Source organism: Curtobacterium sp. 179-B 9B NHS (assembly GCF_045370965.1).
Lineage (GTDB): Bacteria > Actinomycetota > Actinomycetes > Actinomycetales > Microbacteriaceae > Curtobacterium.
Map to the genome: position 1 here is coordinate 227,729 of NZ_JBIQDQ010000003.1, position 26,858 is coordinate 254,586.

The 26,858-nt window shown below is 70.9% G+C and carries 28 protein-coding genes and 1 tRNA gene; 15 read left to right on the forward strand and 14 right to left on the reverse strand.

The window, feature by feature from the left end; translation table 11 throughout:
- Window positions 1-10: 10 nt before the first annotated feature.
- The 5 genes from lysS to ACH0A8_RS04790 all read left to right on the forward strand — a co-directional run bounded on the left by lysS (window position 11) and on the right by ACH0A8_RS04790 (window position 3,686).
- Window positions 11-1,546 carry a lysine--tRNA ligase gene (gene lysS / locus ACH0A8_RS04770; protein WP_209684604.1) on the forward strand — a complete coding sequence of 512 codons (1,536 nt, stop codon included), beginning with the start codon at window positions 11-13 and terminating at the stop codon, window positions 1,544-1,546.
- A gap of 113 nt (window positions 1,547-1,659) precedes the next feature.
- On the forward strand, window positions 1,660-1,863 hold the full coding sequence (locus ACH0A8_RS04775) for a hypothetical protein (protein WP_066651415.1): 204 nt from the start codon (window positions 1,660-1,662) through the stop codon (window positions 1,861-1,863).
- A 54-nt stretch (window positions 1,864-1,917) separates the two neighbouring features.
- Window positions 1,918-2,061, forward strand: a complete 144-nt coding sequence (locus ACH0A8_RS04780; RefSeq protein WP_209684602.1) for a hypothetical protein — start codon at window positions 1,918-1,920, stop codon at window positions 2,059-2,061.
- A gap of 74 nt (window positions 2,062-2,135) precedes the next feature.
- Window positions 2,136-2,267, forward strand: a complete 132-nt coding sequence (locus ACH0A8_RS04785; protein WP_268746767.1) for a hypothetical protein — start codon at window positions 2,136-2,138, stop codon at window positions 2,265-2,267.
- Between the two features lie 345 nt (window positions 2,268-2,612).
- A complete protein-coding gene (locus ACH0A8_RS04790) occupies window positions 2,613-3,686 on the forward strand; it encodes a sigma-70 family RNA polymerase sigma factor (RefSeq protein WP_066651417.1) in 1,074 nt (357 codons plus the stop codon).
- Between the two features lie 217 nt (window positions 3,687-3,903).
- Here ACH0A8_RS04790 and ACH0A8_RS04795 read toward each other — a convergent pair whose 3' ends face one another.
- Entirely contained in the window at window positions 3,904-4,836 is a 933-nt protein-coding gene (locus tag ACH0A8_RS04795) for an NAD(+)/NADH kinase (protein ID WP_066651419.1), read from the reverse strand.
- Window positions 4,837-5,003: 167 nt separating this feature from the next.
- On the opposite strand from ACH0A8_RS04795, the gene ACH0A8_RS04800 reads away from it, so the two are divergent.
- The gene (locus tag ACH0A8_RS04800; RefSeq protein ID WP_066651428.1) at window positions 5,004-7,520 is read left to right on the forward strand and encodes an ATP-dependent Clp protease ATP-binding subunit; all 2,517 of its coding nucleotides are present in this window, start codon (window positions 5,004-5,006) and stop codon (window positions 7,518-7,520) included.
- 253 nt (window positions 7,521-7,773) lie between these two features.
- Here the strand turns inward: ACH0A8_RS04800 and ACH0A8_RS04805 are convergent, their stop codons facing one another.
- Both ACH0A8_RS04805 and ACH0A8_RS04810 read right to left on the reverse strand, forming a co-directional pair.
- The gene (locus ACH0A8_RS04805; RefSeq protein WP_406906690.1) at window positions 7,774-8,583 is read right to left on the reverse strand and encodes a hypothetical protein; all 810 of its coding nucleotides are present in this window, start codon (window positions 8,581-8,583) and stop codon (window positions 7,774-7,776) included.
- A gap of 106 nt (window positions 8,584-8,689) precedes the next feature.
- Window positions 8,690-9,142 carry an SRPBCC family protein gene (locus ACH0A8_RS04810; RefSeq protein ID WP_066651432.1) on the reverse strand — a complete coding sequence of 151 codons (453 nt, stop codon included), beginning with the start codon at window positions 9,140-9,142 and terminating at the stop codon, window positions 8,690-8,692.
- 110 nt (window positions 9,143-9,252) lie between these two features.
- Here ACH0A8_RS04810 and ACH0A8_RS04815 point away from each other — a divergent pair, with 110 nt between their 5' ends.
- Both ACH0A8_RS04815 and ACH0A8_RS04820 read left to right on the forward strand, forming a co-directional pair.
- The gene (locus tag ACH0A8_RS04815; protein WP_209684599.1) at window positions 9,253-9,795 is read left to right on the forward strand and encodes an amino-acid N-acetyltransferase; all 543 of its coding nucleotides are present in this window, start codon (window positions 9,253-9,255) and stop codon (window positions 9,793-9,795) included.
- A 139-nt stretch (window positions 9,796-9,934) separates the two neighbouring features.
- Window positions 9,935-10,633, forward strand: coding sequence for a hypothetical protein (locus tag ACH0A8_RS04820; RefSeq protein WP_144411190.1), 699 nt, complete (start codon window positions 9,935-9,937; stop codon window positions 10,631-10,633).
- A gap of 113 nt (window positions 10,634-10,746) precedes the next feature.
- On the opposite strand, the gene ACH0A8_RS04825 is transcribed toward ACH0A8_RS04820, so the two are convergent.
- A complete protein-coding gene (locus tag ACH0A8_RS04825; protein ID WP_066651435.1) occupies window positions 10,747-11,478 on the reverse strand; it encodes a DUF3800 domain-containing protein in 732 nt (243 codons plus the stop codon).
- Between the two features lie 158 nt (window positions 11,479-11,636).
- On the opposite strand from ACH0A8_RS04825, the gene ACH0A8_RS04830 reads away from it, so the two are divergent.
- Window positions 11,637-11,786 (forward strand): hypothetical protein, encoded by a 150-nt coding sequence (locus ACH0A8_RS04830; protein ID WP_158407719.1) that lies wholly within the window; start codon window positions 11,637-11,639, stop codon window positions 11,784-11,786.
- A gap of 333 nt (window positions 11,787-12,119) precedes the next feature.
- Here the strand turns inward: ACH0A8_RS04830 and ACH0A8_RS04835 are convergent, their stop codons facing one another.
- Complete coding sequence (locus ACH0A8_RS04835; RefSeq protein WP_022904520.1) at window positions 12,120-12,326, reverse strand: cold-shock protein; 207 nt, start codon at window positions 12,324-12,326, stop codon at window positions 12,120-12,122.
- Between the two features lie 343 nt (window positions 12,327-12,669).
- Here ACH0A8_RS04835 and ACH0A8_RS04840 point away from each other — a divergent pair, with 343 nt between their 5' ends.
- Window positions 12,670-13,053 (forward strand): SseB family protein, encoded by a 384-nt coding sequence (locus ACH0A8_RS04840; protein ID WP_066651438.1) that lies wholly within the window; start codon window positions 12,670-12,672, stop codon window positions 13,051-13,053.
- Window positions 13,054-13,204: 151 nt separating this feature from the next.
- Here ACH0A8_RS04840 and radA read toward each other — a convergent pair whose 3' ends face one another.
- Together radA and ACH0A8_RS04850 are read right to left on the reverse strand one after the other, a co-directional pair.
- Window positions 13,205-14,566, reverse strand: a complete 1,362-nt coding sequence (radA, locus tag ACH0A8_RS04845) for a DNA repair protein RadA (RefSeq protein ID WP_066651439.1) — start codon at window positions 14,564-14,566, stop codon at window positions 13,205-13,207.
- Window positions 14,567-14,575: 9 nt separating this feature from the next.
- Entirely contained in the window at window positions 14,576-15,631 is a 1,056-nt protein-coding gene (locus ACH0A8_RS04850; RefSeq protein ID WP_144411191.1) for an SGNH/GDSL hydrolase family protein, read from the reverse strand.
- 140 nt (window positions 15,632-15,771) lie between these two features.
- On the opposite strand from ACH0A8_RS04850, the gene ACH0A8_RS04855 reads away from it, so the two are divergent.
- From ACH0A8_RS04855 to ACH0A8_RS04865, 3 genes are all read left to right on the forward strand, one after another.
- A tRNA-Ser gene (locus ACH0A8_RS04855) sits at window positions 15,772-15,861 on the forward strand.
- A 624-nt stretch (window positions 15,862-16,485) separates the two neighbouring features.
- Entirely contained in the window at window positions 16,486-17,007 is a 522-nt protein-coding gene (locus ACH0A8_RS04860; protein ID WP_066651486.1) for a hypothetical protein, read from the forward strand.
- A gap of 20 nt (window positions 17,008-17,027) precedes the next feature.
- The gene (locus ACH0A8_RS04865; RefSeq protein ID WP_144411198.1) at window positions 17,028-17,414 is read left to right on the forward strand and encodes a hypothetical protein; all 387 of its coding nucleotides are present in this window, start codon (window positions 17,028-17,030) and stop codon (window positions 17,412-17,414) included.
- Between the two features lie 38 nt (window positions 17,415-17,452).
- Here ACH0A8_RS04865 and ACH0A8_RS04870 read toward each other — a convergent pair whose 3' ends face one another.
- The 3 genes from ACH0A8_RS04870 to ACH0A8_RS04880 all read right to left on the reverse strand — a co-directional run bounded on the left by ACH0A8_RS04870 (window position 17,453) and on the right by ACH0A8_RS04880 (window position 19,806).
- A complete protein-coding gene (locus ACH0A8_RS04870) occupies window positions 17,453-17,641 on the reverse strand; it encodes a hypothetical protein (RefSeq protein WP_066651491.1) in 189 nt (62 codons plus the stop codon).
- 329 nt (window positions 17,642-17,970) lie between these two features.
- Entirely contained in the window at window positions 17,971-18,300 is a 330-nt protein-coding gene (locus ACH0A8_RS04875; protein WP_066651492.1) for a hypothetical protein, read from the reverse strand.
- A 993-nt stretch (window positions 18,301-19,293) separates the two neighbouring features.
- Window positions 19,294-19,806: a MarR family winged helix-turn-helix transcriptional regulator gene (locus ACH0A8_RS04880; RefSeq protein WP_406906692.1), complete on the reverse strand. Its 513-nt coding sequence runs from the start codon at window positions 19,804-19,806 to the stop codon at window positions 19,294-19,296.
- Between the two features lie 105 nt (window positions 19,807-19,911).
- Here ACH0A8_RS04880 and ACH0A8_RS04885 point away from each other — a divergent pair, with 105 nt between their 5' ends.
- A complete protein-coding gene (locus ACH0A8_RS04885; RefSeq protein WP_251154414.1) occupies window positions 19,912-20,841 on the forward strand; it encodes an NADP-dependent oxidoreductase in 930 nt (309 codons plus the stop codon).
- Window positions 20,842-20,862: 21 nt separating this feature from the next.
- Here ACH0A8_RS04885 and ACH0A8_RS04890 read toward each other — a convergent pair whose 3' ends face one another.
- From ACH0A8_RS04890 to ACH0A8_RS04905, 4 genes are read right to left on the reverse strand one after another with little or no spacing between them, the layout of a single operon-like run.
- Window positions 20,863-22,368 (reverse strand): glycoside hydrolase family 36 protein, encoded by a 1,506-nt coding sequence (locus ACH0A8_RS04890; protein ID WP_406906694.1) that lies wholly within the window; start codon window positions 22,366-22,368, stop codon window positions 20,863-20,865.
- 58 nt (window positions 22,369-22,426) lie between these two features.
- Window positions 22,427-23,410: a BadF/BadG/BcrA/BcrD ATPase family protein gene (locus ACH0A8_RS04895; protein ID WP_311205740.1), complete on the reverse strand. Its 984-nt coding sequence runs from the start codon at window positions 23,408-23,410 to the stop codon at window positions 22,427-22,429.
- Window positions 23,407-24,540, reverse strand: coding sequence for an SIS domain-containing protein (locus ACH0A8_RS04900; RefSeq protein ID WP_209684547.1), 1,134 nt, complete (start codon window positions 24,538-24,540; stop codon window positions 23,407-23,409). Before ACH0A8_RS04900 ends, ACH0A8_RS04895 begins: the two co-directional genes overlap by 4 nt.
- On the reverse strand, window positions 24,537-25,868 hold the full coding sequence (locus ACH0A8_RS04905; protein ID WP_406906697.1) for a D-tagatose-bisphosphate aldolase, class II, non-catalytic subunit: 1,332 nt from the start codon (window positions 25,866-25,868) through the stop codon (window positions 24,537-24,539). The genes ACH0A8_RS04900 and ACH0A8_RS04905 overlap by 4 nt, the downstream gene beginning before the upstream one ends.
- Before the next feature lie 158 nt (window positions 25,869-26,026).
- Between ACH0A8_RS04905 and ACH0A8_RS04910 the strand changes: the two genes are divergently transcribed.
- Window positions 26,027-26,815, forward strand: coding sequence for a DeoR/GlpR family DNA-binding transcription regulator (locus ACH0A8_RS04910; protein WP_066651508.1), 789 nt, complete (start codon window positions 26,027-26,029; stop codon window positions 26,813-26,815).
- Window positions 26,816-26,858 lie beyond the last annotated feature (43 nt).

Below are 26,858 nucleotides of genomic sequence, written 5' to 3' on the forward strand. Positions count from 1 at the left end.
GCCGCACAGCATGACCGACGAGACCGCATCCGCCACCGAGCCCTCGGGCGACGGCCCCTCCGCCGAGGAGCTCGCCGCCGCCGAGACCAGCGAACAGCGACAGGTGCGGCTCGACAAGCGGGCGAAGCTGCTGGACGCCGGCATCGAGGCGTACCCGGCCGAGCTGCCGATCACCACGACGATCCCCGCCGTCCGCGAGCAGTACGCGCACCTCGAGACGGGCGAGGAGACGCAGGACGTCGTCGGGCTCGCCGGGCGCATCGTGTTCTCCCGCAACACCGGCAAGCTCTGCTTCGCGACGCTGCAGTCCGGTGACGGCGCCCGCGTGCAGGCGATGGTCTCGCTGGCCGAGGTCGGCGACGAGTCCCTGGCCCGCTGGAAGGAGTTCGTCGACCTCGGCGACCACGTCTTCGTGCACGGCCGTGTGATCTCCTCGCGTCGTGGCGAGCTGAGCATCATGGTCGACGAGTGGGCGATCGCGGCGAAGGCGATCCTGCCGCTGCCGAACCTGCACAACGAACTGAACGAGGAGACCCGGGTCCGCCAGCGGTACCTCGACCTGATCGTCCGCGACCAGGCCCGCGAGACCGTCCGCGCCCGTGCTGCCGTGATGTCCTCGCTGCGACGGACCTTCACCGGGCACGACTACCTCGAGGTCGAGACCCCGATGCTGCAGACGCAGCACGGTGGCGCCTCGGCCCGACCCTTCGTCACGCACTCGAACGCCTTCGACACCGAGCTGTTCCTGCGCATCGCACCGGAGCTCTTCCTGAAGCGCGCCGTCGTCGGCGGGATCGACCGGGTCTTCGAGATCAACCGGAACTTCCGGAACGAGGGCGCCGACTCGTCGCACTCGCCCGAGTTCGCGATGGTCGAGGCGTACCAGGCGTACGGCAACTACGAGCAGATGGCCGACCTGACCCAGGAGCTCGTGCAGAACGCGGCGAAGGCCGTCACCGGCGGCTCCCTCGTCGTCACGCTCGCCGACGGCTCCGAGTACGACCTCGGCGGCGAGTGGGCCCGCATGGACATGTACGGCTCGCTGTCCGAGGCCGCCGGGCGGGAGATCACCCCGGAGACCCCGCTGTCCGAGCTGGTCGCGCTCGCCGAGGCCGAGGGTGTCGAGGTCGCGCACGCCACCCACGGCAAGTACGTCGAGGAGCTGTGGGAGCACTTCCACGGGGACGACCTGCACGCGCCGACCTTCGTGATGAACTTCCCGGTCGACACCTCGCCGCTCACCCGCGAGCACCGCACCCGCCCCGGCGTGGTCGAGAAGTGGGACCTGTACGTCCGCGGCTTCGAGCTCGCGACGGCGTACTCCGAGCTCGTCGACCCCGTCGTGCAGCGCGAGCGCTTCGTCGAGCAGGCGAAGCTCGCGGCCGGTGGTGACCCCGAGGCGATGCGCGTCGACGAGGACTTCCTGCGCGCACTCGAGCACGCCATGCCGCCGTCGGGTGGCATGGGCATGGGGATCGATCGCCTGCTCATGGCGATCACCGGCCTCGGCATCCGCGAGACGATCCTGTTCCCGCTGGTGAAGTAGGGACGCGACCGGAGACGGACGGGAGGCGCGGTGCCGGCTGGCACCGCGCCTCCCGTCCGTGCGGGCCCCGTCGCGGGCAGGTGGCGGTCACCGGGGCGAGGTACGATGCTCCGGTGCCAGATGGAGTCGTGACCGGGATCATCTTCGCCGTGACGCCGACCGTCGTCGTCGGCCTGATCTTCTGGTTCGTGATGCGCGCGATCATGCGGGCCGACCGCACCGAGCGGTCTGCGTACGCCAAGGTCGAGGCCGAGGAGCGAGCGCGCTTCGAGCGCGAGCACGGCCGCCCGGCCCCCGCGCCGAGCTCGGCGGAGTAGCCCTCCCCGGCAGTCCGTCACCACCCGTTCACCGACGGGTGCTGCAGTGACGTGGTGACCGCACGTCCCTCGCCGTCGTCGACCCCCTCGGACCCGGCTGACCTCGACCCCGAGGACGCCTTCGGGCACTCCGTCCTGCCCGACGCCGCACGTGACGCGGTCTGGCAGGACGATGACGACGACGACATCGACGTCTGAGCGCCCGGCGTCCGTCACCGACCGTTCACCCGGTCGTCGCCGGGCGGTCGTGCGCGCGGGTGAGCATCGTCCGCATGTCCATCACGCACGTCTTCACCGGCCGCAGCCTCGTCGGCGACATCGAGAGCGAGTACGACGAGTTCGACCTCGACGCCGACCTCGAGGTCGCCGAGCGACGGGACGGGTGGCTCGAACCCTCCTGGTGACACCGGGCCCCTGCGCTCTTCGGGGTACGGCACCCGGATCACGATGATCCGGAACGCCGTACCCCTTTTCCGTGTCCGCTCGGCGCAGCGGTCCGGGGTACACGCTTTCGATCGTCGATGAAACATCCCTGCAACACCGGAAACTCGGCTCCATCCCCTTGTGCGCGGGCATCCGACGGGGCCATGCTGACACCAGGCCTGTACCCCGCGGGGGACAGTTCTGCGGGTGAAGCACGACGTTCCCTGGGAATCGATCCGATCGGTTTGTGGGGTACACCTCGGGACCGCTTTACTCGTCAACACCCCCACCGAGGCCATCACCGTCGAACCGCAGGGAGAGTCACCATGACGATCGCGACCGCAGCACCGAAGACGACGACCACTGGCACCACCGCGCGCCGCAGCAAGAAGGCAGCAGCCGCGAAGACCGCCGTCACCGCGGTGGAGACCACCACGCTCGACGCCGTCGAGGTCGAGGCCGACGAGCAGCTCGCGGGTGTCCGCGGCGCCTCGGTCGACCAGGTCGGCGACTACCTGCGCCACATCGGGCGCCTCTCGCTCCTGACCGCCGAGGAAGAGGCGGACATCGCCCGCCGCATCGAGGTCGGTCTGTTCGCCGAGGAGAAGCTCGCCACCGAGGCCGGCATCGACAAGACGCTGCAGCGCGAGCTGCGCTGGCTCGTCCGCGACGGTGAGCGCGCCAAGGAGCGCATGATCACCTCGAACCTCCGACTCGTCGTGAGCATCGCGAAGCGGTACTCGCAGCGCGGTCTGCCGTTCATGGACGTCATCCAGGAGGGCAACCTCGGCCTGGTCCGCGCGGTCGAGAAGTTCGACTTCACGCAGGGCTACAAGTTCTCGACCTACGCCACCTGGTGGATCCGCCAGGCGATCTCGCGTGGTCTCGCCGACAAGGCGCGCACCATCCGCATCCCGGTGCACACCGTCGAGCTCATCAACAAGATCTCGCGCACCGAGCGTGACCTGACCGTCGACCTCGGCCGTGCGCCGATGCCCGACGAGGTCGCCGCCGAGCTCAGCATGAGCACCGAGGAACTCCTCGACCTCAAGGGCCGCTCGCACGAGCCGGTGTCGATCCACACCGTCGTCGGTGACTCCGACGACAGCGAGCTCGGCGACTTCATCGAGGACGAGGACGCCGCGAGCCCGAACGAGCTGACCGAGACGACGCTCCTGCACCGCGACATCCGGTCGATCGTCTCCGAGCTGCCGACCGACGAGGCCAACGTCATCCGCATGCGCTACGGCCTGGACGACGACAAGCCGATGACGCTCGACGAGATCTCGAAGATCGTGCACACCACGCGCCAGGCGGTCAGCCGCGTCGAGTCGCGTGCCAAGCTGCGCCTGTTCGCGAAGGCCGTGAGCCAGGACATGCAGCTGTACCTGACCGACTGAGGTCAGCAGGCTTCGGCCGGCGCGTGAGCGTCGGCACGGGGAACCGGGTCGTCCTGTGGGAAGGCGGGCCGGTGGGGTGATGGGACGGCCCGTCCAGGCACTGCCTGGGCGGGCCACTTCGCTGTCCGGGGTACCGCTGTCCAGGGCCTCGCGGTCCCGCTGTTCGGGGCCCCACTGTCCGGGGCGCTGCGGTCCCGCCCTGTCGTTGTCTGGGCCGCTAGTCCTCGATCTCGCGGCCGAGCTTCTGGCGCAGGTCCTGCGGGATGAGCTCGATGAGCTGGTCCGGGCGGACCGGCAGGTCGAGCAGGCTGAGCTTCACCCGGCCGGTGCGTCCGTGCCGCTCGGCGTCCAGGCGCACCACGCTGCCGGCGTCCTTCCGCAGCCGGATGTCGATCTGCGCGCCGGTGGCGACCTCGCCCACGACGAGGCCGTCGACCTCGAGGGCCGCGCTCCGGGTCCCCTCGGCGATGTCGAAGCGGTAGCGCTCCCGTGCCGCCAGGACGACGGCGCGGTCGATGCCCGCCATCGGGGCGACCGGCGTCACCACGGAGCCGGAGAGCGCCGGGGAGAGCACGGGGCCGCCGGCCGCGTAGTTGTACGCGGTGGACCCCGCGGGGGTCGCGGCGACGATGGCGTCCGCACGGTAGTACCCGTAGCCGAGCCCGTTCACGCTGAGGTCGGCGGACACCTGCCCGGCTCCCGGCCGTCGCACGATCGTCAGGTCGTTGAACGCCAGGTAGTCCGTCCGCGCGCCACCCCACGACAGCCGGGCCTCGAGTGCGTGGTGCGGTTCGAGCTGGTACTCGCCGGCGGACAACCGGTCGAGGGCGGCCTCGAGCTCGGGCGGCTCGATCTCGACCAGGAAGCCGACGTTGCCGTAGTTCACGCCGAGCACGGGCACCGGACGCTTCGCCACGAGCCGCATCGCACCGAGCATCGTGCCGTCCCCACCGAGCGCGACGACGAGGTCGACCTGGTCGGTGAAGTCGTCGTCGCCGATCACCTCGACGTCGCCGCCGATGCGCTGGGCGTCCGCCCGCCGGGCGACGAGCCGGCCCAGTCCGGAGGCGTTCCACCCCTGCAGGGTCGCGATCGACTCCTGCACGTTCTTGGTGGGGTGGACGACGAGTCCGACGACGGGCTGCTCCATGCCCAGATCGTAACCGTCCGGGCCTGGTCGACGGCAGGTGCGGAGGTCGCGGGCCACCGGGCGAAGAGAGGTCACGCCCACGGCGAACAGGGGCAGCCCTGCGGGGGTCCGCTGGTTAGTCTCGATGTACGTCACCGAGCTCCCACGAGCCCGGCAAGGGAGAGCACATGTTCGAGAGATTCACCGACCGAGCCCGTCGTGTTGTCGTCCTCGCTCAAGAAGAAGCGAAGATGCTCAACCACAACTACATCGGCACCGAGCACATCCTCCTCGGCCTCATCCACGAGGGCGAGGGCGTCGCCGCCAAGGCGCTGGAGTCGCTCGGCATCTCGCTCGATGCCGTCCGCGAGCAGGTCCAGGACATCATCGGGCAGGGCCAGCAGCAGCCGACCGGGCACATCCCGTTCACGCCGCGCGCCAAGAAGGTGCTCGAGCTGTCCCTGCGCGAGGCGCTGCAGCTCGGCCACAACTACATCGGGACCGAGCACATCCTGCTCGGCCTCATCCGCGAGGGCGAGGGCGTCGCCGCCCAGGTCCTCGTCAAGCTCGGTGCGGACCTCAACCGCGTCCGTCAGCAGGTCATCCAGCTCCTGTCCGGCTACCAGGGCAAGGAAGCGGTCGCCGTCGGCGGCGAGCAGCAGCAGAACGCCCAGCAGGGTTCGCAGGTCCTCGACCAGTTCGGTCGGAACCTCACCCAGGCGGCGCGCGACGGCAAGCTCGACCCGGTCATCGGGCGCGAGAAGGAGATGGAGCGGGTCATGCAGATCCTCTCCCGCCGCTCCAAGAACAACCCCGTCCTGATCGGTGAGCCGGGCGTCGGCAAGACCGCGGTCGTCGAGGGCCTCGCCCAGGCGATCGTCAAGGGTGACGTCCCGGAGACGCTGAAGGACAAGCAGCTCTACTCGCTCGACCTCGGGTCGCTCATCGCCGGGTCCCGCTACCGCGGTGACTTCGAGGAGCGCCTCAAGAAGGTCACGAAGGAGATCCGCACCCGCGGCGACATCATCGTCTTCATCGACGAGATCCACACGCTCGTCGGTGCCGGTGCTGCCGAGGGCGCGATCGACGCCGCGTCGATCCTCAAGCCGCTCCTCGCCCGCGGTGAGCTGCAGACGGTCGGTGCGACCACGCTCGACGAGTACCGCAAGCACTTCGAGAAGGACGCCGCACTCGAGCGTCGCTTCCAGCCGGTGCAGGTCAACGAGCCGTCGCTGCCGCACGCGATCAACATCCTCAAGGGCCTCCGCGACAAGTACGAGGCGTTCCACAAGGTGTCCATCACCGACGGCGCGATCGTCGCCGCGGCGAACCTGGCGGACCGCTACGTGCAGGACCGCTTCCTGCCGGACAAGGCCATCGACCTGATCGACGAGGCCGGCGCACGCCTCCGCCTGTCGATCCTGTCGGCGCCGCCGGAGCTCCGCGAGTTCGACGAGAAGATCTCGACGGTCCGCGGGCAGAAGGAAGCCGCGATCGAGGAGCAGGACTTCGAGAAGGCCGCGAGCCTGCGCGACGAGGAGAAGAAGCTCCTCGGCGAGCGTCTGCGCCTCGAGAAGCAGTGGCGTGCGGGTGACGTCGCCGCGTCCGGCACCGTCGACGAGGGCATCATCGCCGAGGTCCTGGCGCAGGCCACGGGCATCCCGGTGTTCAAGCTCACGGAGGAGGAGACCTCGCGTCTCGTCTTCATGGAGAAGGCCCTGCACGAGCGCGTCATCGGTCAAGAGGAAGCCATCTCGGCCCTCTCGAAGACGATCCGTCGTACCCGTGCCGGTCTGAAGGACCCGAACCGCCCCTCGGGCTCGTTCATCTTCGCCGGCCCCACGGGCGTCGGGAAGACCGAGCTCGCCAAGGCGCTCGCCGAGTTCCTGTTCGACGACGAGGGCGCGCTGATCTCCCTCGACATGTCGGAGTTCGGTGAGAAGCACACGGTCTCGCGACTGTTCGGTGCCCCTCCCGGGTTCGTCGGCTTCGAGGAGGGCGGCCAGCTCACCGAGAAGGTGCGCCGCAAGCCGTTCTCCGTGGTCCTGTTCGACGAGATCGAGAAGGCCCACCCGGACATCTTCAACTCGCTGCTGCAGGTCCTCGAAGAGGGTCGTCTGACCGATGGTCAGGGCCGCGTGGTCGACTTCAAGAACACCGTCATCATCATGACCACGAACCTCGGTTCGCAGGGCATCGCGGGTGGCCCGGTGGGCTTCCAGGTCGAGGGTGACTCGGCCGTCGGCTACGACCGCATGCGCTCGAAGGTGAACGAGGAGCTCAAGAAGCACTTCAAGCCCGAGTTCCTGAACCGTGTCGACGACACGATCGTGTTCCCGCAGCTCTCGCAGTCCGAGCTGCTGCAGATCGTGGACCTCTTCGTGAAGCGCCTGGCGGACCGCCTGCTGGACCGCGACATGACGGTGGAGCTGACGCTCGCCGCCAAGGAGCAGCTCATCAAGGTCGGCTTCGACCCGGCACTCGGTGCTCGTCCGCTGCGTCGCGCGATGCAGCACGAGGTCGAGGACCAGCTGTCCGAGCACATCCTGCAGGGTGAGCTGAACGCGGGCGACCACGTGAAGGTCGACTTCGTGGACGGGAAGTTCGACTTCGAGACCGGGCGTCAGCCGGGTCGCGAGGAGGTCCTCGCCGGGGCTCCCGCGGTCGAGTCCGCGGAGACCCCGCAGGGCGAGATCGAGTCCTAGGACCGGTTCCACTCGGACGGGAGGCGCGGTGCCGGCTGGCACCGCGCCTCCCGTCCGTTCGTGGTCGCGGATCCGTGTGCGGGTTCCGGCGTGCGCTGCGGACGCGACCCCCGGGCGGGAGGTACCGTTGTCCGTGCGAGGGTTCCCCCCAACACCTCGCGACCAACGTCCGGCTGGTTCCCCCAACAGGTCGGACGTCAGTGGCCCCGGTCTCCCCCCGACCGGGGCCACTTCTCGTTCCGGTGAGTGTCCGTCAGCCGAGCGTCGCGGCGAACTCCCTGACGGCGCGCTCCCACCGCTCCGGGTCCTCGTTCCACTCGAGCGTGTGCCGGGCGTGCGCGAAGGTCTCGACCCGGGCGCCGCGGGCGCGGTGCGTCTCGACGTCGGCCGCTGCCACGAGGGCATCGGCCGTCGAGTGCAGCAGGAGGGTCGGCGTGCGGTCGTCCTGCCAGCGGGTGACCGTGAGGGGGTAGGGCACCCCGGCGAGGCGGCTGAGACCCGGTGTGGTCGCGATCCGTCCCGCGACCACACCGACGGCCGCCGGGAAGCGCGCGGTCGTCACGGCGCCGCGCAGGGCCGACCGGACGTCGAGGAGCGGTGCGACCCCGACGATGCCGTCGACCGGCGTGCGTGCCGCCGCGGCGGAGGCAGCGAGGGCGCCGGCGGACCAACCCTGCAGCACCACCCGTTCGGCGCCGCGGGCACGCGCGGCGTGCGCGGCTGCGGCGACGCGATCGACCGCGGCGGGATCGAGGGAGCGCAGCGGCAGGTCGGACGTGTCGACCACCTGGTTGGAGGCGCCGAGCTCCCGCCAGACGCGCAGGCCACGCAGGACCTGCTGCGGGCCGAGCGACTGCCCGTGCACGTGGACGACGTGGGTGCGCCCGACGACGCCGTCCGGTTCGGTGCCCGGGACGGACCGCTCGTCCGCGTACACCAGCTCGGACTCCGGGGGCACGAACGGTGCGGGGCGGAGGAGTCGGCGTGCGGCGGCGGCCCCGAGGGCGACGCTGCCGGCGGTGGCGATCACGGTGCCGGTGACGGCGGTGCGGACGAGCTGCATGGTGTCCACCCTGCCAGGGCGACGTGTGCGTGCGGTCCCCTCCACAGCGGAACGGGAGGCGCGGTGCCAGCCGGCACCGCGCCTCCCGTCCGTCGTGCTGCGGGTCCTAGGCCTGCACGTCGCCGCGCCAGCCCGGCTCGGTCGGGGCGTTCTCGACGCGCTCCTTGTAGTTCTGCAGGTCCTTCTTGACCGCGTGGCCGCCGACACCGACGGCGGAGCCGAGCTTCTCGAGGAAGCCCGACGGCTCCCAGTCGATCTGCGCGGTGACGCGGGTCTCGTTGTCGGACAGCTTGTGGAACGTGACGACGCCCGCGTGGTCGGTGTCGCCGTCCTTGACGGTCCACGCGACGCGCTCGTCCGGGTGCTGCTCGGTGATGACGGCGCGGAACTCGCGCTCCTGACCGGCGACCTTGACGGTCCAGTCGGTGGTCTTGTCGTCGACCTGGACGATCTTCTCGACCTCGTCGAGGAAGTGGGGGAACTCCTCGAACCGGGTCCACTGGTCGTAGGCCTGGCGGACGGGGACGTTGACGTCGACGGTCTCGATGATCTGGGGCATGGTCGCTCCTTCGTTTCGTCGTGCTCTTCGGGTTCGTGACCGACGCTATGCCGCTCCGGCTGGAGGCTCCCCAGGGCAGTGTCCCCCTGCTGCGCCGTATGCTCGACGGGATGAGTGGCAACGGCAAGCACGCGTTCGACGAGCGGGACGAGCACGGCATCCGGGTGCGCCCGGCCCTGGCCTCGGACGTGCCGCACATCCAGCGGCTCATCGCTCCGTACGTCGACCGGCGCATCCTGCTCGGCAAGGAGAACGTCGCGCTCTACGGCTCGATCCAGCAGTTCCGGATCGCCGAGGGGCCGGACGGCACGCCGATCGGCTGCGGCGCCCTCGCCGTGTTCTGGGACGACATCGCCGAGGTCCGCACGCTCGCGCTCGACGCCGACTGGATCCACAAGCGGGTCGGCCACCGGATGCTCGAGGCGCTCGAGCACGACGCCCGGGAGCTCGGCGTCGCCCGCATCTTCTGCCTGACCTTCGAGGTCGAGTTCTTCGCGAAGCACGGGTACCTGGAGATCGGCGAGCAGGTCGTGTCGCCGGACGTGTACGCCGAGCTCGTGCGCTCGTCGGACGAGGGGGTCGCGGAGTTCCTCGACCTCGCCCGGGTGAAGCCGAACACGCTCGGCAACACCCGCATGTTGAAGATCCTCTGACCGGGATCCGCTGACCGGGATCCTTCGGTTGGTCGGGGGCCACTGATCGGCGATCCGCTGCCTGTGGATTGCTGACGCGTTCGGTGACGCATCGGCGTCGCGTCGCTGCGGAGAGACCCGTTCGCCCTACCCTGTGCGCATGTCGTCGTTCCGTCACCCTGTCGGACCCGAGTCGTCCGGTGTCTACTGGCGTCGTCGCGCGCTCGTCGCCGGCGTGCTGCTGCTCGTCGTCGTGGTGGTCGTGCTGATCGTGGTCGGGCGGGGGAGTGGGGCCTCGTCCGCGTCGGCGCCGGGGGCCTCGCCGTCGGCTGGCGGTGGAGCCGCGTCCGACGGCTCCGTGGCCGCGTCCGGGGCGGCGTCCGCTCCCGCTGGTGACGGCTCCTCGTCAGCCCCGTCGGCGTCCGCCACGGCACCCGCTTCGGCCTCCGGTGACGCCACGACGTGCTCCGAGGACCAGATCGAGCTCACGCCGGTCGTCGACAAGGGCACCTACGGGCCGACCGAGGACCCGCAGATCGCGATGTCGATCACGAACACCGGCTCGGACTCGTGCCACATGGACCTCGGCTCGGCGCAGCAGGTCCTGACGATCAGCTCCGGGCAGGAGCAGTACTGGTCGTCGAAGGACTGCCAGACGGGCGGGACGAACCAGGACGTCACGATCAAGGCGGGGCAGGAACTCACCACGCCGGCGATCGCCTGGGACCGCACGCGCTCGTCGACGACCACGTGCGACGGTGCTCGGCCGTCGGTGCCCGGTGGCGGGGCGAGCTACCACCTGCAGGTGTCGGTGGGGGACCTGGAGTCGAAGGAGTCGGCGCAGTTCGTGCTGAACTGAGCTGATACGCCGCGCGTGCTAGCCTGAACGCAAGTGGATTGGGAATGCCCGATCGGCGTCCGACCCCCGGCTCTGCCGGGGGTTTTCGCTTGTCCGGAGCGGGGTCCCGCTGCTCAGGGGTAGACCTTCAGTCCCCACCCAGCGACGGAGCCGCCCGGAGACTTCGGCATCCGTTGCAGGATTCGTTCCCAAGCCCGGTTCGTCCTGTCCGGGTGCAGAAGGTGGGTGCCGATCGGCCTGGCTACGAGATCAGCCAGCTGCAGACCGGTGCTGTTCGCTTGTTTGTGGGCGATGCAGAAGCGGAAGGTCTCGGGCATGCCGCGCATCTTGGTTCGTCGCATGATGCGGTCGAACTCGTCCTCGAGCTCTCGATCCTCCAACCGTCCGCGGCTCTCGAACACGACCGTTGTCTCGCGGCGGGAGACGCCCCGAGCCTGCAGCTGGAGGAAGACCCGCTCAAGACCGTACTCGAGTGCGACGTGGTACGGGCTCGTGTCCAGCCCGACGCGATCCCGGAACTCGGTCTTCCTGATCGCCGTGGCCACGACGCCGAACCGTTCTTCGAAGAGTTGATCGATGCGGCTCATGAAGGCCGCCCTCGTCTCGGCGTTGAGCAGGATGTCGAAAGGCGGCTTCGACTGGCGAATCTCGCGTTCGTGCAACACGACCATGTCGTGGTTGAAGAAGTCGAACTTCAGGCGTTGCACCAGCGGTACGATCCGGTCGACGTAGAGGTCAATGGGGAAGATCGAGAAGGCGAGCACGAACATCGGGTAGTCCGGGTTGATGCTGGTGAGACTGTGATCCCCGCTCTCGTCGACGTAGACCACGAAGCCGCTCCCCATGAAACGGCAGCATATCAGCAGGCGTCCCCTGCGCTCGTGCGCCGATGGTCTGCGTCTCAAGGGGCTGCGGCGCGCCCGGCACGTCATCCAAGTGACGCACTCCGCGCCGGGAGCTGTCCACGCTGCGTCATGCTGACAGAGTGTCGGATCAAGGAATCGTGCGGGAGTCAGCCTCGGCCTACGAGCGTGATCACGGCGTCGAGCCGGTGAAGATCGCGACGCTCAAGGGGCTCCGGAAGCGCGCGAAGCGCGGTCTGTTCGAGCCCGCGGACGACACGATCTGGTCGGACGGCGTCCGGAGCGAGTAGCGGCGCTGCTGCCGAGGGGCTGCTCCCGCACCTCCTCCTAGAGCTGCTCCTCGACTGAACCCGGTTCGAGTCCGGTCATGAAGTCGTCGAGGAACGTCTGCATGTCGAACGGCTGCGCGCTGTCTTCCGGTCCGTGGTGCGTGGAAGTCATGCCACCACGCTACGTCACATTGCTAGGTCGTCTAGCAATTTGTCCGGAAGCGGCGTTGCCCGGAGGCGATGCTTCCTGGCGGCGAGGCTGCTCGGAGGCGTCCCTGCCCGGAGGCGACGCTGCCTGGACATGCGAACGGGCCCGCCGTCCGAAGACGACGAGCCCGTTCCGAGCAGCTGAGGTCAGCCGATGACCGAGATGTTCTCGGCCTGCGGGCCCTTGCGGCCCTCGGTGATCTCGAATTCGACCTTCTGGTTCTCCTCGAGCGACTTGTAGCCGTTGCCAGCGATCGCGGAGAAGTGCGCGAAGACGTCGGCGCTGCCGTCGTCCGGAGCGATGAAGCCGAAGCCCTTTTCGTTGTTGAACCACTTGACGGTGCCAGTTGCCATGATGGCGTTTCCTTAACTTTCTTGCCAGGCCACGTTCGTTGCCTGTCTTGCGAGACGGCTCTTGCTGCCGCCGATCCACCGACGGTTGTCGTCAGATCAGTGCGTCCCGCGGGCATGGGCCGGTGGGACGGGTTCGGGGCCAGGCGACCTGGGAAGATCAGTGACCGATGGCGCTCGAAGGTGCAGAGCACCGGAAGAACGATGGACTCCCGCCGAAGCGGTTGAGACCAACCTACCGTGCTGTGGCCGCAATGGAAGAGGCAGCGCCCACTTCTGTGCAGGATCTCCGCCTCGCAGCCGTTCCTGTTCGCCGTCGGCGTGCAGATCTGGTGGACTAGGGGTGATGGCAGACAAGGAACAGCGCTTCCGGAGCGAGCAGCTCGAGGAGGCCCTCGCGAAGCAGGACGTCGCCGCGGTCGCGTTCGCCCTGCGGAACGACATCGTGATCGTCCCCCGGCTCGTCACCGGCAAGAAGGACATGCAGGTCCGCGTCTTCGGCCGCGAGGGCTCGGACAAGCGCATCCTGCTGCTCTTCTCGTCCGCCGATGCGTACACCGCGATGGTGCCGGACGAGAAGGTCCGCCAGGTCATGGTCTACGACGGGCCGCGGCTCGACGAGTTCCTGGCGGCGCACCTCGACTCGCTCGAGGGCGTGTTCTTCGACATCGCCGGGCCACACACGATGCAGGCGGCACCGGCGGACCTGCTGGCGGCGCTCCGCGCGTAGGCGCGGGCCTGGGCGGCGTCGGTTCGCTCTGGAGGCGCGACGCGCGCCCGTCCTGCGGCTCGCCACGGGCGATCGGTCCGGTCCGGCCTGGTCCGGTTCGGTCAGAGCTGGTCCGGTCCGGTCCGGTCAGGGCCGTCGGTGCCGGTTCCGGTCAGAATGCGCGGTCGAGCTCGCGTTCACGGACCGACTGCGTCAGCGAGAACGCGACGCGCAGCGCCTCGCGCAGGTGCTCGGCGTCCGCGCCGAGCACGGTCGTGAACCCGAGCCGCGAGGCCTCGTTCGCCCGCTGCTTCGCGCCCGTCGCCGGACGGATCTCGCCGGCCAGACTGATCTCGCCCACCGCCGCCAGTGTGTGCGGGTACGGACGGTCCCGCGCAGCGCTCGCCAGGGCCAGCGCGATCGCCAGGTCGGCGCCCGGCTCGGTGAGCTTCATCCCGCCGACCGTCGAGACGTAGACGTCTGCATCGGACAGCTTGAGGCCGGCGCGTCGTTCGAGCACGGCGAGCAGCATCGCCACGCGTGACGCGTCGACACCGTTCACGACCCGGCGCGGCTGCGGTGCGGAGCTCGGCACGACGAGCGCCTGCACCTCGACCGGGAGCGCACGGCGTCCTTCGAGTGCCACGGTCACGCACGTGCCCGACACCGGGGTGCCGTTCCGCGACATGAAGAGGCCGCTCGGGTCCGGGACCTCGTGGATGCCGTCGCCGGCCATGTCGAAGCAGCCGACCTCGTCCGTCGGGCCGAAGCGGTTCTTGAGTGCCCGGACGAACCGGAGTGCGGTCTGCCGGTCGCCCTCGAAGTGGCAGACGACGTCGACCAGGTGTTCGAGCAGTCGCGGACCCGCGATCGTGCCGTCCTTCGTGACGTGGCCGACGATGAGGACGGGCAGCGACCGCTCCTTCGCCACCCGGATGAGCGTGGAGGCGACCTCGCGCACCTGGGAGGTGCCGCCGGCGATGCCGTCCACGGTGCTCGACGAGATCGTCTGCACGGAGTCGGCGATGACCAGGTCCGGTTGCACCTGGTCGATCTGGCCGAGGATGACGCCGAGGTCGACCTCGCTCGCCAGGTAGAGCTGGTCGTGCATGGCGTTCGTGCGCTCGGCGCGGAGTCGGACCTGGTCCACTGACTCCTCGGCGCTGACGTAGAGGACCCGCTTGCCGGTCGCTGCCGCACGGGAGGCGACCTCGAGCAGCAGTGTCGACTTGCCCACGCCCGGCTCGCCGGACAGCAGTACGGCGGCCCCGGGCACGATGCCGCCGCCGAGCACGCGGTCGAACTCGCCGATCCCGGACGTCCACCGCTGGACCCCCGTTCCGCGGGCCTCGGTGATCGGTCGGGCCACGCGCGCTCCAGCGACGGAGACGGCAGCGGGCCCGCGCGAGCTCGCCGCGGCCGCCGTCGTGTCCTCGACCGTGCCCCACGCCTGGCACTCACCGCAGCGGCCGACCCACTTGATGCTGGTCCACCCGCACTCGGTGCAGCGGTAGAGGGACTGGGTGCGCGCCATGGCTCGAGGCTAGAGCGCCCCGCCGACACCGCGGTGCCGCGGAGCATGCCGGCCGTGACCGGTGTCCTCGCCGTGCTCGTCGTCGGCGCCGCGCTCGTCGTCCTCGTCGTGCGCGGGTGTCCGGTCGTGGCCGCCTGGCTGCTCGGGCAGGGGGATGCCGCCCGTCATCCGCTGCCGCAGCCGCTCCACGCGACCGGGTCGGCCGCCGTGGTCGAGCTCCGTTGCGTGCTCGACGTCCTGCTCGGCCCGGGCGCTCGCGACGGCGCCGGCCTCGCGTCCGAGGTCCTCGGCCTCGCGAGCGGACAGGTAGTGCCGGATCGCGGCGACGGTGTCCACGCGGGCATCGACCGCGGGCTCGAAGGCGCTCGCCCAGATCTCGTACCCGCGGTCGTTCGGGTGGAACAGGTCGCCGTAGCTGTTGAAGAAGGTCCGACGGAGCCCGACGCGCTTCGTGATGACGTGGAGCGGCGCCACGGTCAACCCGAGTTCGGTGGCCACACGGTGCACGATCTCGTTCGCCACGGCGACCTTGCGCTCGCGGTCGGGCACGAACATGCACGGGAGCTCGGCGACGATCGCGTGCGAGGGCACGGCGCTGTAGATCGCACGGATGTTCCGCTCGAACTTGTCCGGGTGGAAGTCCGCGATGTCGTTCGCCCCGATCGACACCGTGCAGATGTCCGGCGAGTACTGACGCAGTTTCGGGAGCTGGTCGTGCTTCGCACCCCACGTCGTCGCGCCCGAGACGCTGAGGTTCACCACCCGCACCGACATGCGCGATCGGTGCCGGATGCGGCGTGCCAGGAGGCCGACGTACCCGCGCCCCGGAGCGGTCGCGCCGACACCCTGTGCGGCGGAGTCGCCGATCGCGAGGTACGTCAGCTGGCCCTCGTGCTGCAGGCGCTCCCGCCACCAGTCGGCGTGCACGGGCAGCATGTCGACCACGCGCTGGGATGCGGCTCGCTGCCCGCGGATCCCCGCTCGGGCGCCGAACGCGCCACCACCCACGACGGCGAGCCCGCCGATGACGGAGGTGAGCAGGGCGACGAGGGTGCGGGTCTTCATGCCGGAGACCGTACGCGGGCTCGCTCACCCTGGGCTCTGCCGAGGCTGGCCCGTGGATGGACGGCGGGACAGCGCCGGCTGTGAAGGGGAGCGGCCGGTGGTGGTCGTGAGCACCGCCGGAGTCGTGTAAACTCTTTCCCGGTACCGTGTCCGAGCGGCCGAAGGATCATGTCTCGAAAACATGTGTGGGGGCAACTCCACCGTGGGTTCAAATCCCACCGGTACCGCCACAGAAGACCCCCGTTCACGCGGGGGTCTTCTTGTTTCTCACGTGGAATCGGTCGAGCCGCCGAGGTCCTCGATCGCGACGACCTGCTGATCATCGACCGCCTCGAGGTGGAGGTCGGCTTCGAGGACCTGCCGCACCCTGTGCCGGCGATCGTCTCCGCGGTGCAGAACGGGCCCGCGGCGCGGACGGCCGCGTTCGTGCTCGTGACCCGGCGCAGTGGGACGTCGAGCGAGATCCCCGACCGCGCAGCTGAGGAGCCCGCCCGTGCGGTGCCGTTCCCGTTGCCACCGGCGCTGCCGGCGCACATCTGGGTGGGCGCCCCGGCGGGCTCCTGCACGCAGACGCTGATCCGGCCACCGGCACGCTCACGATCCAGACCGGTGAGGGCGAGTTCGAGCTCGTCGGGCTTCCCGGCAACGCGCCAGCTCGTTGGCGCCGCGGTCGGGCGTGCTCCAGGACGAGCTCGACGCTGGCGTGACCGGCGCGATCCAGACCGGCGACGTCGACGGGTACCGAGGGGGTCGCGATCAGGCCGGCCTGAGCTGATGGTCCCGGTCGTGGCCCCTGGGACACATCCACGAGGACCCTCGTGGTCGGCGGTGACCCTGCCGCTTAGGGTGGCCGCGTGGAAGACGTACGCGGTCCGAGCCTGACGCGACTGCTCGTCACGCTCGCGGGCCTGCTGGTCCTGGCCGGAGCGCTCGTCATCGGCGTGCTCGCCGCCGTCGGCACCGCAGCTCAGCGCACGCTCGGGCCCTCGCACACCGCGGACGGCAGCACCTGCAGCCCGCTTGGCGGTGAGTGCAGCCAGCTCTCGCGTTCTGCCGTCGAGCAGATGGTCGGGATCAGCCTCCCGGCAGGAACACGACTCGTCTCCTCCGGAAGCCGGGACATGTTCAAGGCGGACGAATCGTGGGCGGTGGCGTGCGTACCGGAGGCGCAGCGGGTGTTCGACGCGGCCGAGGCCGACGGCTTCGTCCCGCGCACACCCTCCGACCACCCCGAACGCCGCGACTGGTCCGACAAGCAGCCCACGGACCTCGAGGTGCATCGAGCGGCGGCACTCGGAGCCGACCAGTGGCTCCAGCTCGGAGGGGCCTGCTCGGGCGGCTCGTACGTCTACCTCGGCCACTTCCTCGACAAGTGAGCGCCTCGCGGAGCCCGAGCGTGCGCGGTGCCTCGAGGCTGACATGGATCCTGCCGAGTGCAGCCCTCGTCGTCCTCATCGCGCAGATCATGGCCTGCGTCCTCGCCTACCGGTACGTGGCTCCGATCGACGCGGCATGGGAGGCCGACCCTGAGCGTCTCCGCGGCGTCCTGCACGCTCATCCGGCGGGTGTCTGGGCGGCGCGGCGGGCTCTCGCCCTGATCTGGATGGCGACTGTCCCCGTGGCGATGGCCGCGACGATGCTGGCCGTATCGGCCATCGACCGCTTCTGCGCCCAGGGTGCGGTCCACACCTTCGCGCAGACGGTCACAGTAGCTGGGGTCACCACTTCCGTCGCGGGTGTCGTTCTCGCAGTGCTCGCCGTCCTGGAGATCCTGAGCTCATGACGGACCGCTTCGGGGTGCAGGCCCGACCGCCGCGCGTGCTAGGTCAAGAACACCAGTGTGCCGATGCCGATCCAGACGAAGGCGACGCCGGTCAGCGCTGCAAGGCTCACGAGACTGGTCGCGATGATCGCGGACGCCTGTTCCTTCCAGAGCCGGAGTGAACTCGTCGCGATGACCAGGGCGACCACGGCCGCGGGCGGGGTCCCGATCAGCGCGACAGCCTGCACAGTAGCGATGGCGCGATCCTCCGAGGTGGGCGGCGTGTCCTCTGCGTCGTGGTCGAACTGGGAGGGCGGTGTGCGGGCGGCAAGATCGAACGCCGCGGGGGCCAGACCACGCCTCCCGTCACGACGATCAGCGCGATGGCGACGAGCGCTCGGACGTTCAGTGGAGCGCGCTGCGTCTGCCCCAGAAGCCCATGCGCCGACACTGGTGTGGCGCGATGATCGTGCACGAGGAGGGGCGACGACGCAGACACCAGGACCGCCGGCGGATGGCGGGGCTCGACGCGAGCGTCGACGCGGGCCGCGGGACGCCGCAGGCGTCGAACCTCGGTTCAGGACGCCGCCCACAGGTTGAGTGGCCAGGACAGCACCAGCGCCGCAATGACGCAGACGATCGAGATGAGCGGGAGCCACCAGAAGCTCACGCCCTTCCTGCGACGAGAAAGACCTCCCCAGAGCGGGAGCACGATGCTCAGGAGCTCTGCGATGAGGAAGCCGATGTAGATTCCTTGCTGCGCGCCCTCTGAGCACGTTTCCGTTCCCCCGCAGGGCGTGTAGACCATGAGGGCGAACTGGTAGATGAACCAGACGAACGTCGCCGTGACCACCGCTACGACGTTCAGGAGAATGAAGGTCACGTCCCGCCCGAGTGAGGTGGTCATTTCATCCCTTCGCTTGCTCGATCCTGACCGAGCTCCGACTCGTCAGCGAATCGCCGCTGGGGATCCGTGATGACGTTCCGGAGGAAGCTCGACGCATCCGAGCGGATCTTGGTGTCCTCGTTGTAGGAGTCGGAGGGTCCGAAGCTCGCCGTACTCCCGACCTGGCAGACGAAGTCGTTCGAGGAGCAACAGGAGCGAACGAGCGGGATGGCACCGAATGCGATGCTGTTCCCCGTCCAGCTGTCCATGCTGCCAGCTGGTCGGTCACAAGAGATTGCACCGTATGCCGCGATGCGCGCCTTCTCCCCAGCTTCCTCACGAGCAGGTCGCACTCGATCGAGGCGACGATGCCCCACGCCAGGCAGTCGGAGTCGCCCATGGCCGCTTCGCAGATCGCCGCCCACGCGTCCTCCTCGTCGAACTGCGCGATGCGCACGGCCCCGCCCTCGACGGTGAACGGTGCGACGGGGAGACCGCGCGCGCCGCGGGGTGCGCCACCGGTCGGTGTCGACGTCGTGGTCGGTGTGGGCGTCGGCAGGGGTTCGGCGGCCGCGTCCAGGAGGACCGCCTGAGGCCGGTCCGGCTCGGGCGTCGGGGTCACCCAGCTGCCGACCCCGGCCACGAGCGCCAGGATCGAGAGGCTCGCACCGAGCCACAGCGCCCCGTCTGGCGCTGCGCACGTCGGCGACGGAGACGGTCGGGCGCCACCCCGGTGTCCGAGGAGCGGTCGTCCTGCGCACCGATCGCCAGTGCCGTGTCGACGGCGAGGTCCCACCAGCGGACGCGCCGCCTCGAGCGACCCGCCTGTCCGCATCTGCGCCCGCACGACGTGCACGGACGTCCTCATCGGCAGGTGCTCCACGCGGCGAGGCTGCTGAGGCGGCCCGGACCACCGCGGGCCCCTGTTCGGGCCGGACCGGACGCCTGTCGGCTCGCCACTGGCGGACGGGAGGCGCGGGGGCAGCCCGCCCCGCGCCTCCCGTCCGGCCGTCGTCACGTCGAGTCGCCCGCCGTCTTCCGCCGCACCCGCCCCGCCGACCGCGGCGGGTGCTGCCGCAGGTGCCCGCTGATCCGCCCGAGGACGTCCCCCAGCTGCGCGGCGTCGTCGTCGCTGATGTGCGCGAACAGCAGTCCGTGCACCGTCGCGATGTGCCCGGGCAGCACGGTGGCGAGCGCGTCGCGCCCGGCGTCGGTGAGGGAGACCACGGTGCTCCGGTCGTCGTCGGGTGACGGTCCCCGCGTGACGAGCCCGCGCTGCTCGAGCACCTGTGCCTGGTAGGTGAGCCCGCTGCGGCTGTAGACGACCCCGTCCGCCAGGTCCGTCATCCGCAGCCGCCCGTCCGGCGCATCGCCCAGCCGGGCGAGCAGCTGGAACTGCACGTAACTCAGTTCGCCGGCGTCGCGGAGCTGCTGCTCGACCGCCGGGCGCAGCAGGGCCGCGACCTCGGTGAACGACAGGTACGCGCCGAGCTGGGTCGGGGTGAGCGCCGACGGGGGAGAGTCCATGCCCCGATCCTACCTGTTGCTTCGAACTCGAAGCAGGTGTACGGTCGACCCATCGCTTCGAATTCGAAGCACACAATGAAGGGGAACATCATGAACGAGGACACCATGCGGGCAGTGCGGTTCCACGAGGTCGGCGGTCCGGAGGTCCTGCGGATCGAGGACGTCGAGCGCCCGGTTCCGGGCACGGGCGAGGTGCTGGTGCAGGTCACCGCCTCCGCCTACAACGCCGCCGACAACGGCATGCGCGGCGGGTTCCTGCCGATCCCGGTCCAGCTGCCGCACGTGCCCGGCTACGACGTCTCCGGCACGGTCGCCGCGCTGGGCGAAGGCGTCGACGGCCTCGCCGTGGGCGAGGCGGTCGTCGGGTTCCTGCCGATGGAACGCGACGGCGGTGCCGCCGAGTACGTCGTCACACCCGCGGAGGCACTGGTCGCCGCCCCGACGAGCGTCCCGCTCGTGGACGCCGCGGCACTCCCGTCGGTGGCGCTGACGGCATGGCAGGCACTGTTCGACGAGGGTCGCCTCGAGGCGGGCCAGCGCGTGCTGATCAACGGCGCCGGTGGCGTGGTCGGGAAGTACGCGATCCAGCTCGCCGTCCGTGCCGGCGTGCACGTGGTCGCCACCGCGAGCCCGCGGAGCGCCGACGCGGTCCGCGCCGCGGGGGCCCAGCAGGTGATCGACCACACCACGACCGACGTCCTGGCGGCGGTGGACGAGCCGGTCGACGTGCTGCTGAACCTCGCGCCGATCGAGCCGGAGCAGTTCCGGGCGCTCGTCGCCGCCGTGCGTGACGGCGGGGTCGTGGTGAGCACCACGGCGTTCATGGCGACGCCGGACGACGAGTCCCGGGGCGTCCGCGCCGCGACGGTGTTCGTCCTGCCGGACCGCGGGCGCCTGGCCGAGCTCGTCGCGCTCGTCGACGCCGGGCAGCTGACGGTCGAGGTCACCCGGCGCATCCGGCTCGAGGACCTCCCGGCGCTGCACGCCGAGGGCGCGGCCGGGCGGATCGCCGGCAAGGTCGTCGTCACCGTCTGAGGGAGGACGACCGCCGGCCGGTCAGCCGATGAAGGACGCCGCGTCGACCGCGTGCTCGCCCGTGACGTACGGGGTGAGGTCGACCACCCGGTCGTCGAGGCGGAAGACGTACCGGCCGACCTGCTCGACCACGGCGCTCCGGCCGAGCCAGTCCGCGGCCTCGGAGCGCTCCTCCAGTCGGAGCCAGTCGACGGGGTCGGACGTCGACCGGAACCCGAGGACCGCCGCGGTGTCCTGCAGCGCCCGACGCTCGTCCGGACCGAGCAGGTTCCGCGCACTGCGGAAGTAGACCGAGTCGGGGTCCACTTCGTACAGCCGCCGCATCCACACCCGGTTGACCGAGGACACCAGCGCGTTGCGGGCGCCCTCGCCGGAGGGGTCGCCTACCCGCTCGGCGTTGTCCCAGAACGGCGCGACGTCCGGTCCGACACGGGCTCCGTCGAACACCCCGACCGAGGGGATCATCGGGACCCCGCACCCGAGCAGGTAGACGTCGTCGCCGACGGTGGCTCGGATGTGCTCGATCGCCTGCCGGTAGGCCTGTTCGCGGGGCAGGTCGACGTGTCGGTGCCCGGCGATCGCCCCGGCGTACATGAAGTCGAGCTTCAGGTAGCTGTAGCCGTCCGCGGTGATCCGGTCGAACACCCCGCGGAGGTGGTCGGTCACCTCCGGGTTCGTCGTGTCGAGCGAGTGGTAGTGCGACCCCCAGTTGTGCCCGGTGACGAGCGGACGGCCGTCGTCACCCGCGACGAGCAGGTCGGGGCGCTCGGTGGCGATCGTCGAGCCGGGCAGGGCTATCAGCGGCGCGAGCCAGATGCCCGGACGGAAGCCGTGGCGCGCGATGGTCCGTGCGGTCGCCGCCATCCCGCTCGGGAAGTCGGGCCCCGCCGTCCAGTCGCCGACGATGGGCTCCCACCCGTCGTCCAGCTGGAAGACGTCGACCGGGTAGCCCTCGAGGTCGGCGGCCGCCCGCGCGATCCGGTCCTCGGTGATGTCCTCGTGGTACGAGTACCAGCTGCTCCACACGGTGCCGGCGCGGGCCGTCCGGCGACCGAGCCGCTCGGTGACCCGGTCGGCGTACGCGGCGAAGACGTCCTGCTCGGCGCCGTACGCGACGAACCACTCCGCGTCGTCCTGCTCGCTCGACGCCCACAGGACGTTGCCGTCGGCGCCGACCCGCGGGGTGCCGAGCCCGAGCGCCCCGACGAGGAGGGTGCCGCCGTCCGGACCGGTCACCGCACCCACCGCGCTGCCGGAGTGCGCGTGCGGTGTCTCGTTCGCGGCGTCGTCGGCGGTCAGCAGGCGTTCGGGGCTGTCCTTGATCCCGATGGTGTCGCCGTCGACCCGCGTCCACCCGCTCGGGCTCCACGAGTTCCAGCCGTGCCGGTAGAACTCGGCGCGGTGCCCGAAGGGGTGAAGCAGCGCGACGGGGCCCGCCGGGACGAGCCACCCGTCCGCCGTCCGGCGGGGTGGTCCGGAGACGTTCGCGGGCACCCGGAGGCCGTCGAACTCGAACGTGTACTGCACGGGTGGTCTCCTCGTGGTGTCGGTGCGTGGTGTCGATGCCTGGTGTCGGTGCGTGGTGTCAGCGGGCGGCGCTGGAGGTGGCCGGGACCGTCTCCGCGGTGAACCGCTCGGGGATCGGTGCCCCGGCCCGGCGCATCGCGACCAGGACGCTGCCGACGGTCGGATCGTGTCGGGGTTCGACGAGCTCGAGGGTCGTGTCCTCGGCGAGCAGTGCGGTGGCGAACGCCTCGCGGAACCGCGGCGCCCGGAAGAGCCCGCCGGAGTACGACACGGGGACCGGCTCGTCGGCGGGGAAGCCGAGCGCGCGGACCGTCGTGCCGACCAGGGTCGTGAGCTCCGCGGCGGCGCGGCGCAGGACGTCGGCAGCAGCGTCGTCGCCGGCGTCGGCGGCTGCGACGACCACCTTCGCCAGGTCGGCGACGGTGCCGCGGTCCGCGCCCCACTCGTCCATGACGACGCCGATCAGGTCGAGGTCCTCGGTCACCCCGACCCGCTCGCGCACGAGTGCGTGCAGCGGACCCCGGGGGAGTCGGCCGTCCGCCATCCGCGAGAAGGCGTTGAGCCCCTGGACGGCGACCCAGTACGCGGACCCCTCGTCGCCGAACACCTCGCTCCAGCCGCCGACGCGGTGCGCGGTGCCGCCGCGCTCGCCGTAGGCCATCGACCCGGTGCCGGCGATCACGTTGACGCCGTCGCGGCCGGCCAGCGATCCGGCCCAGCCGCCGACCATGTCGTTGCCGCAGGAGTACCGGTCGTGTCCGAGCACGTCGGCGGGGAGGGCGTCGAGCACGGGGGTGTCACGACTCGACTCCCCGTGACCGGGGATGCCGAAGTGCGCGAACGTGATGTCCGCCGGGGCGATGCCGGCCGCCGACGTCACCGCGTCGACGCCCGCACGGACGACGTCGCCGACGAGACCGGTCCCCGCGTCGAACCAGGAGGAGGCCGGCTGCCGCGACTCGGCGAGCGTGGTGCCCTCGCCGTCGGTGAGCAGGAACGCGGTCTTGGTGCCGCCGCCGTCCATGCCGAGGAAGACGGTCATGCCCGTGCAGCTCCTGCGCGGTGGTCGTGGATGGTCACGCCCTGGACGACGCGGTTGACCGTGCCGCCCGGGAACGGGTTGTCCGGGGTGCACCCGTGCGCGACGGACGTGGCGAGCGCGAGGAGCTGGGCGAAGCCGACCAGGGCGACGCTGCGGAACGCGTCGTCGAGGCCCGCCAGGTCGTCGAGCGGGAAGGAACGCTCGTCGTCCGCGTCCCCGCCGACCGAGACGACCCGGACGGCTCCGTCCGCGCGGAGCTCCCGGAGGATGTCCGCGTCGTACCGCGCCGTGTACGGGTCCGACGAGCCGTAGACGACCACCAGGGTGTGCGCACCCGCGACGGCCTTCGGGCCGTGCCGGAAGCCGAGCGGGGTGTCGAAGAACGACACGACCCCGCCGGCGGTGAGCTCGAGCAGCTTCAGCGCCGACTCGCGTGCCAGGCCCTGCAGCGCTCCGCTGCCCAGGTACACGACGCGTTCGGTGCCCTCCGCGAGCGAGGCGATCCGTGCCTCCAGGCCGGCGATCGTCCGTGCCGCCGCGACCAGCGCGCCGGTGCCGGCCACGAGCTCCGGCCGGAAGGCCAGGAGGACGGCGAGGAGCATCGTGGAGAAGCTGGACGTCATCGCGAAGCCGGTGTCGTTCGTCTCGGCCGGCATGTCGAGGACGAAGGACCGGTCCTGCCCGCGGTGCTCGCGGGCGAGGGCGCCCGTGGGGTCGCAGGTGACGACCAGGTGGTGCGCACCGGGCGCGACGTCGTCGACGACGCGGGTCGCTGCGACGCTCTCCGGACTGTTGCCCGAGCGGGCGAACGAGACCAGGAGCACCCGGCCGGGGTCGCCGAGCGAGCCGTGCGGGTCGGCGACGATGTCGGTCGTGGCGATCGACTCGACGCGACGGCCGAGGTGGCGGCGCAGGTCGACGCTCGCGATGTCCCCGACGAAGGCCGAGGTGCCGGCCCCGGTGAGCACGATGCGCAGGTCCTCGTCGGCGAGCAGCGGCTGCAGGAAGGCGTCGAGCGCGGCACGGCGGTCGTCGAGCGACGCGACGAGGCGCTGCCAGCTGTCGGGCTGCTGCAGGATCTCGCGGTGGGTCGCGGTCTCGTCGGCGCGGACGGGGGCGGTGGTGGTCACAGGGACTCCTTGCTGGTGGTGGTGGTGACCGTACCGGTGGCCTGCGCGCGCGGGGCGACGGCGGCGGCGTACGGACGCAGGACGTCGCGGACGCGGTCGAGCACGATGTCCTCGGCACGGTTCGGCAGCAGGCCCTCGCGGACCCGCTCGTACTGCACGGGCAGGTACTGGCTCAGCAGCGGGAGCGGGATGCCGACCGCGTCGAGGCTGCGGACGAGCGCCTCGGTCGCGGCGGTGATCTCCGGGTCCGGCCAGTAGTAGCGCATGCGGTCGCTGTAGCTGTAGGTGCGGGCGATGCGCTGCTCGTGCGCGTCGCCCTCGTAGTAGCGCTCCCAGCGGTCCGGCTCCACGAGCATCCGACGCTCGACGACGCCGCGCAGGTCGACCGCGCTGCCGTCCGGGACGAGTTCGGACTCGACGGCGTCGAGGGCGAACAGCGCCTCGCGGAGCCCGAAGGTCAGGCCGGGGCCGACCTTGAGCACCGCCCAGTGGTCGTCGACCAGGGCACGGAGCGCCTCGGGCGTCTGGTAGTCGGTCGAGTGGGCCTCGTACACGAGTCCGGGCGTCGCCTCGATGACCTCCTGCAGCGCGGTCGTGGCCTCGGGCACGTAGTCGATGACCTGCAGGTGGTCGAACTCCACCGCGGGCTGCACGACGAGCGCGACGACGCGTGGCCACACGTCGGCGAGGCCGGCGCGCTCGAACGCCGCACGGTGCACGTCGAGCGTCCCGACCGCGGCCGTCGCCGGGGTCGGCTCGAGGTCGTGCAGCGTCTCCTTCGCCCCGCCGGGGGTCGGGACCTCGGTGCCGATGACGTAGACGATGCCGTCGCGGTCGATCCCGGCGTCGGTGGCGGCGGACTCCGCGGCGGCGAGCAGCACGGCGGCCCGCTCGGCGACGACCGCGTCGGTCAGCGGGGCGACCTCGCCCTGCAGCGGCATGCTGCAGTCGAGGTGGATCTTCGTGTAGCCGGCGGTGACGTAGGCGCGGACGAGGTCGACGGCGAGCGGCATCGCCTCGGCGGCCGGGCGGTCCTGCCACGTGTTCGGGCCGAGGTGGTCGCCGCCGAGGACGAGCCGGTCGGCCGGGAAGCCCTCGGCCTCGGCGAGGTCGAGCACCGCGGCCCGGAAGTCCGCGGGGGTCATGCCGGTGTACCCGCCGAACTGGTCGACCTGGTTCGAGGTCGCCTCGATGAGCAGGGGGGCGTCGTCCTCGAGTGCCTGGCGCATCGAGGCCCGCAGGACGTACGGGTTCGCCGAGCAGACCGAGTACATGCCCTCACCGGATCCGGCACGGTGGCGAGCGACGAGCGCAGTGATGGGGTTCACGTGGTTCTCCTGGTGCGTGCGCCGCGGTCGGCGGCGCTGCCGACGCGGCACCGTCCGGCGCCGCGTCCGGACCCAGTGTCGGCAACGACCGATCACTTCCGCTGCCACAACGATCACTCCGGTCATTCGCAGTGATCGTTCTGGCGCATGATGGGTCCATGGACAACGACTCGCCGGACGTCGGCCGCAAGCGGCGGGACCGGATGCGGGACATCCTCGAGCGGGTGCGGGAGCAGGGCTCGACGAGCACCGACGAGCTGATCCGGGCCTGCGGCGTCTCGGCGGCCACGGTCCGACGCGACCTCGGCGAGCTCGAGGCGCGCGGTCTCGTCGTGCGCAGCTACGGCCGGGTCGAGTCCGTCGGTGCGCTCCCGGAGCTGCCCGTCGTGATGCGTGCCTCGGAGGCCGACGCCGCCAAGCGCGCGGTCGGTCGGCTCGCCGCACGGCTCCTGCCCCCGGGGCGACAGGCCGTCGCGGTCAGCGGGGGGACCACCACGAAGGAGGTCGTGCGGGCGCTCGGCGACCGGAACGGTCTGACGGTGATCACGAACGCCGTGACCATCGCGCTCGAGGTCTCGCGCAGCCCGCGGGTGAAGACGATCCTGACCGGCGGCACGCTCCGCGCCACCTCGCTCGAGGCGGTCGGTCCCCTGGCCGAGGCCGCGTTCGCGGCGTTCAAGGTCACGACGGCGTTCCTCGGCACGGACGGCATCAGCGCGGCCGGCGGCGTCACCACGCACGACGACACCGAGGCGCGGACGAACGGCGTGATGGTGACGCACGCCGACCGCGTGGTCGTGGTGTGCGACGGCTCGAAGGTCGGGCGGCAGACGATGGCGCGGATGGCCGACATCGGCGACGTGTCGGTCCTGGTGACCGACGAGCACGCCCCGGCGGAGGCGCTCGAGCAGATCGCCGCGGCCGGGGTCGAGGTCCTCATCGCCTGAGCGCTCCACGCCCGAACGCGCACTCGTCCTGCGCGTTTCGCGA

What these genes read in the sequence shown, in the direction of transcription:
- ACH0A8_RS04820 (WP_144411190.1), top strand. Translation starts at nt 9,935, where the DNA reads ATGTCGTCGTTCCGTCACCCTGTCGGACCCGAGTCGTCCGGTGTCTAC.
- ACH0A8_RS04885 (WP_251154414.1), top strand. Translation starts at nt 19,912, where the DNA reads ATGCGGGCAGTGCGGTTCCACGAGGTCGGCGGTCCGGAGGTCCTGCGG.
- ACH0A8_RS04795 (WP_066651419.1), bottom strand. Translation starts at nt 4,836, where the DNA reads ATGGAGCAGCCCGTCGTCGGACTCGTCGTCCACCCCACCAAGAACGTG.
- ACH0A8_RS04810 (WP_066651432.1), bottom strand. Translation starts at nt 9,142, where the DNA reads ATGCCCCAGATCATCGAGACCGTCGACGTCAACGTCCCCGTCCGCCAG.
- lysS (WP_209684604.1), top strand. Translation starts at nt 11, where the DNA reads ATGACCGACGAGACCGCATCCGCCACCGAGCCCTCGGGCGACGGCCCC.
- ACH0A8_RS04825 (WP_066651435.1), bottom strand. Translation starts at nt 11,478, where the DNA reads ATGGGGAGCGGCTTCGTGGTCTACGTCGACGAGAGCGGGGATCACAGT.
- ACH0A8_RS04785 (WP_268746767.1), top strand. Translation starts at nt 2,136, where the DNA reads ATGTCCATCACGCACGTCTTCACCGGCCGCAGCCTCGTCGGCGACATC.
- ACH0A8_RS04895 (WP_311205740.1), bottom strand. Translation starts at nt 23,410, where the DNA reads ATGACCGTCTTCCTCGGCATGGACGGCGGCGGCACCAAGACCGCGTTC.
- ACH0A8_RS04850 (WP_144411191.1), bottom strand. Translation starts at nt 15,631, where the DNA reads ATGAAGACCCGCACCCTCGTCGCCCTGCTCACCTCCGTCATCGGCGGG.
- ACH0A8_RS04800 (WP_066651428.1), top strand. Translation starts at nt 5,004, where the DNA reads ATGTTCGAGAGATTCACCGACCGAGCCCGTCGTGTTGTCGTCCTCGCT.
- ACH0A8_RS04910 (WP_066651508.1), top strand. Translation starts at nt 26,027, where the DNA reads ATGGACAACGACTCGCCGGACGTCGGCCGCAAGCGGCGGGACCGGATG.
- ACH0A8_RS04790 (WP_066651417.1), top strand. Translation starts at nt 2,613, where the DNA reads ATGACGATCGCGACCGCAGCACCGAAGACGACGACCACTGGCACCACC.
- ACH0A8_RS04880 (WP_406906692.1), bottom strand. Translation starts at nt 19,806, where the DNA reads ATGGACTCTCCCCCGTCGGCGCTCACCCCGACCCAGCTCGGCGCGTAC.
- ACH0A8_RS04815 (WP_209684599.1), top strand. Translation starts at nt 9,253, where the DNA reads ATGAGTGGCAACGGCAAGCACGCGTTCGACGAGCGGGACGAGCACGGC.
- ACH0A8_RS04805 (WP_406906690.1), bottom strand. Translation starts at nt 8,583, where the DNA reads ATGCAGCTCGTCCGCACCGCCGTCACCGGCACCGTGATCGCCACCGCC.
- ACH0A8_RS04875 (WP_066651492.1), bottom strand. Translation starts at nt 18,300, where the DNA reads ATGACCACCTCACTCGGGCGGGACGTGACCTTCATTCTCCTGAACGTC.
- ACH0A8_RS04835 (WP_022904520.1), bottom strand. Translation starts at nt 12,326, where the DNA reads ATGGCAACTGGCACCGTCAAGTGGTTCAACAACGAAAAGGGCTTCGGC.
- radA (WP_066651439.1), bottom strand. Translation starts at nt 14,566, where the DNA reads ATGGCGCGCACCCAGTCCCTCTACCGCTGCACCGAGTGCGGGTGGACC.
- ACH0A8_RS04840 (WP_066651438.1), top strand. Translation starts at nt 12,670, where the DNA reads ATGGCAGACAAGGAACAGCGCTTCCGGAGCGAGCAGCTCGAGGAGGCC.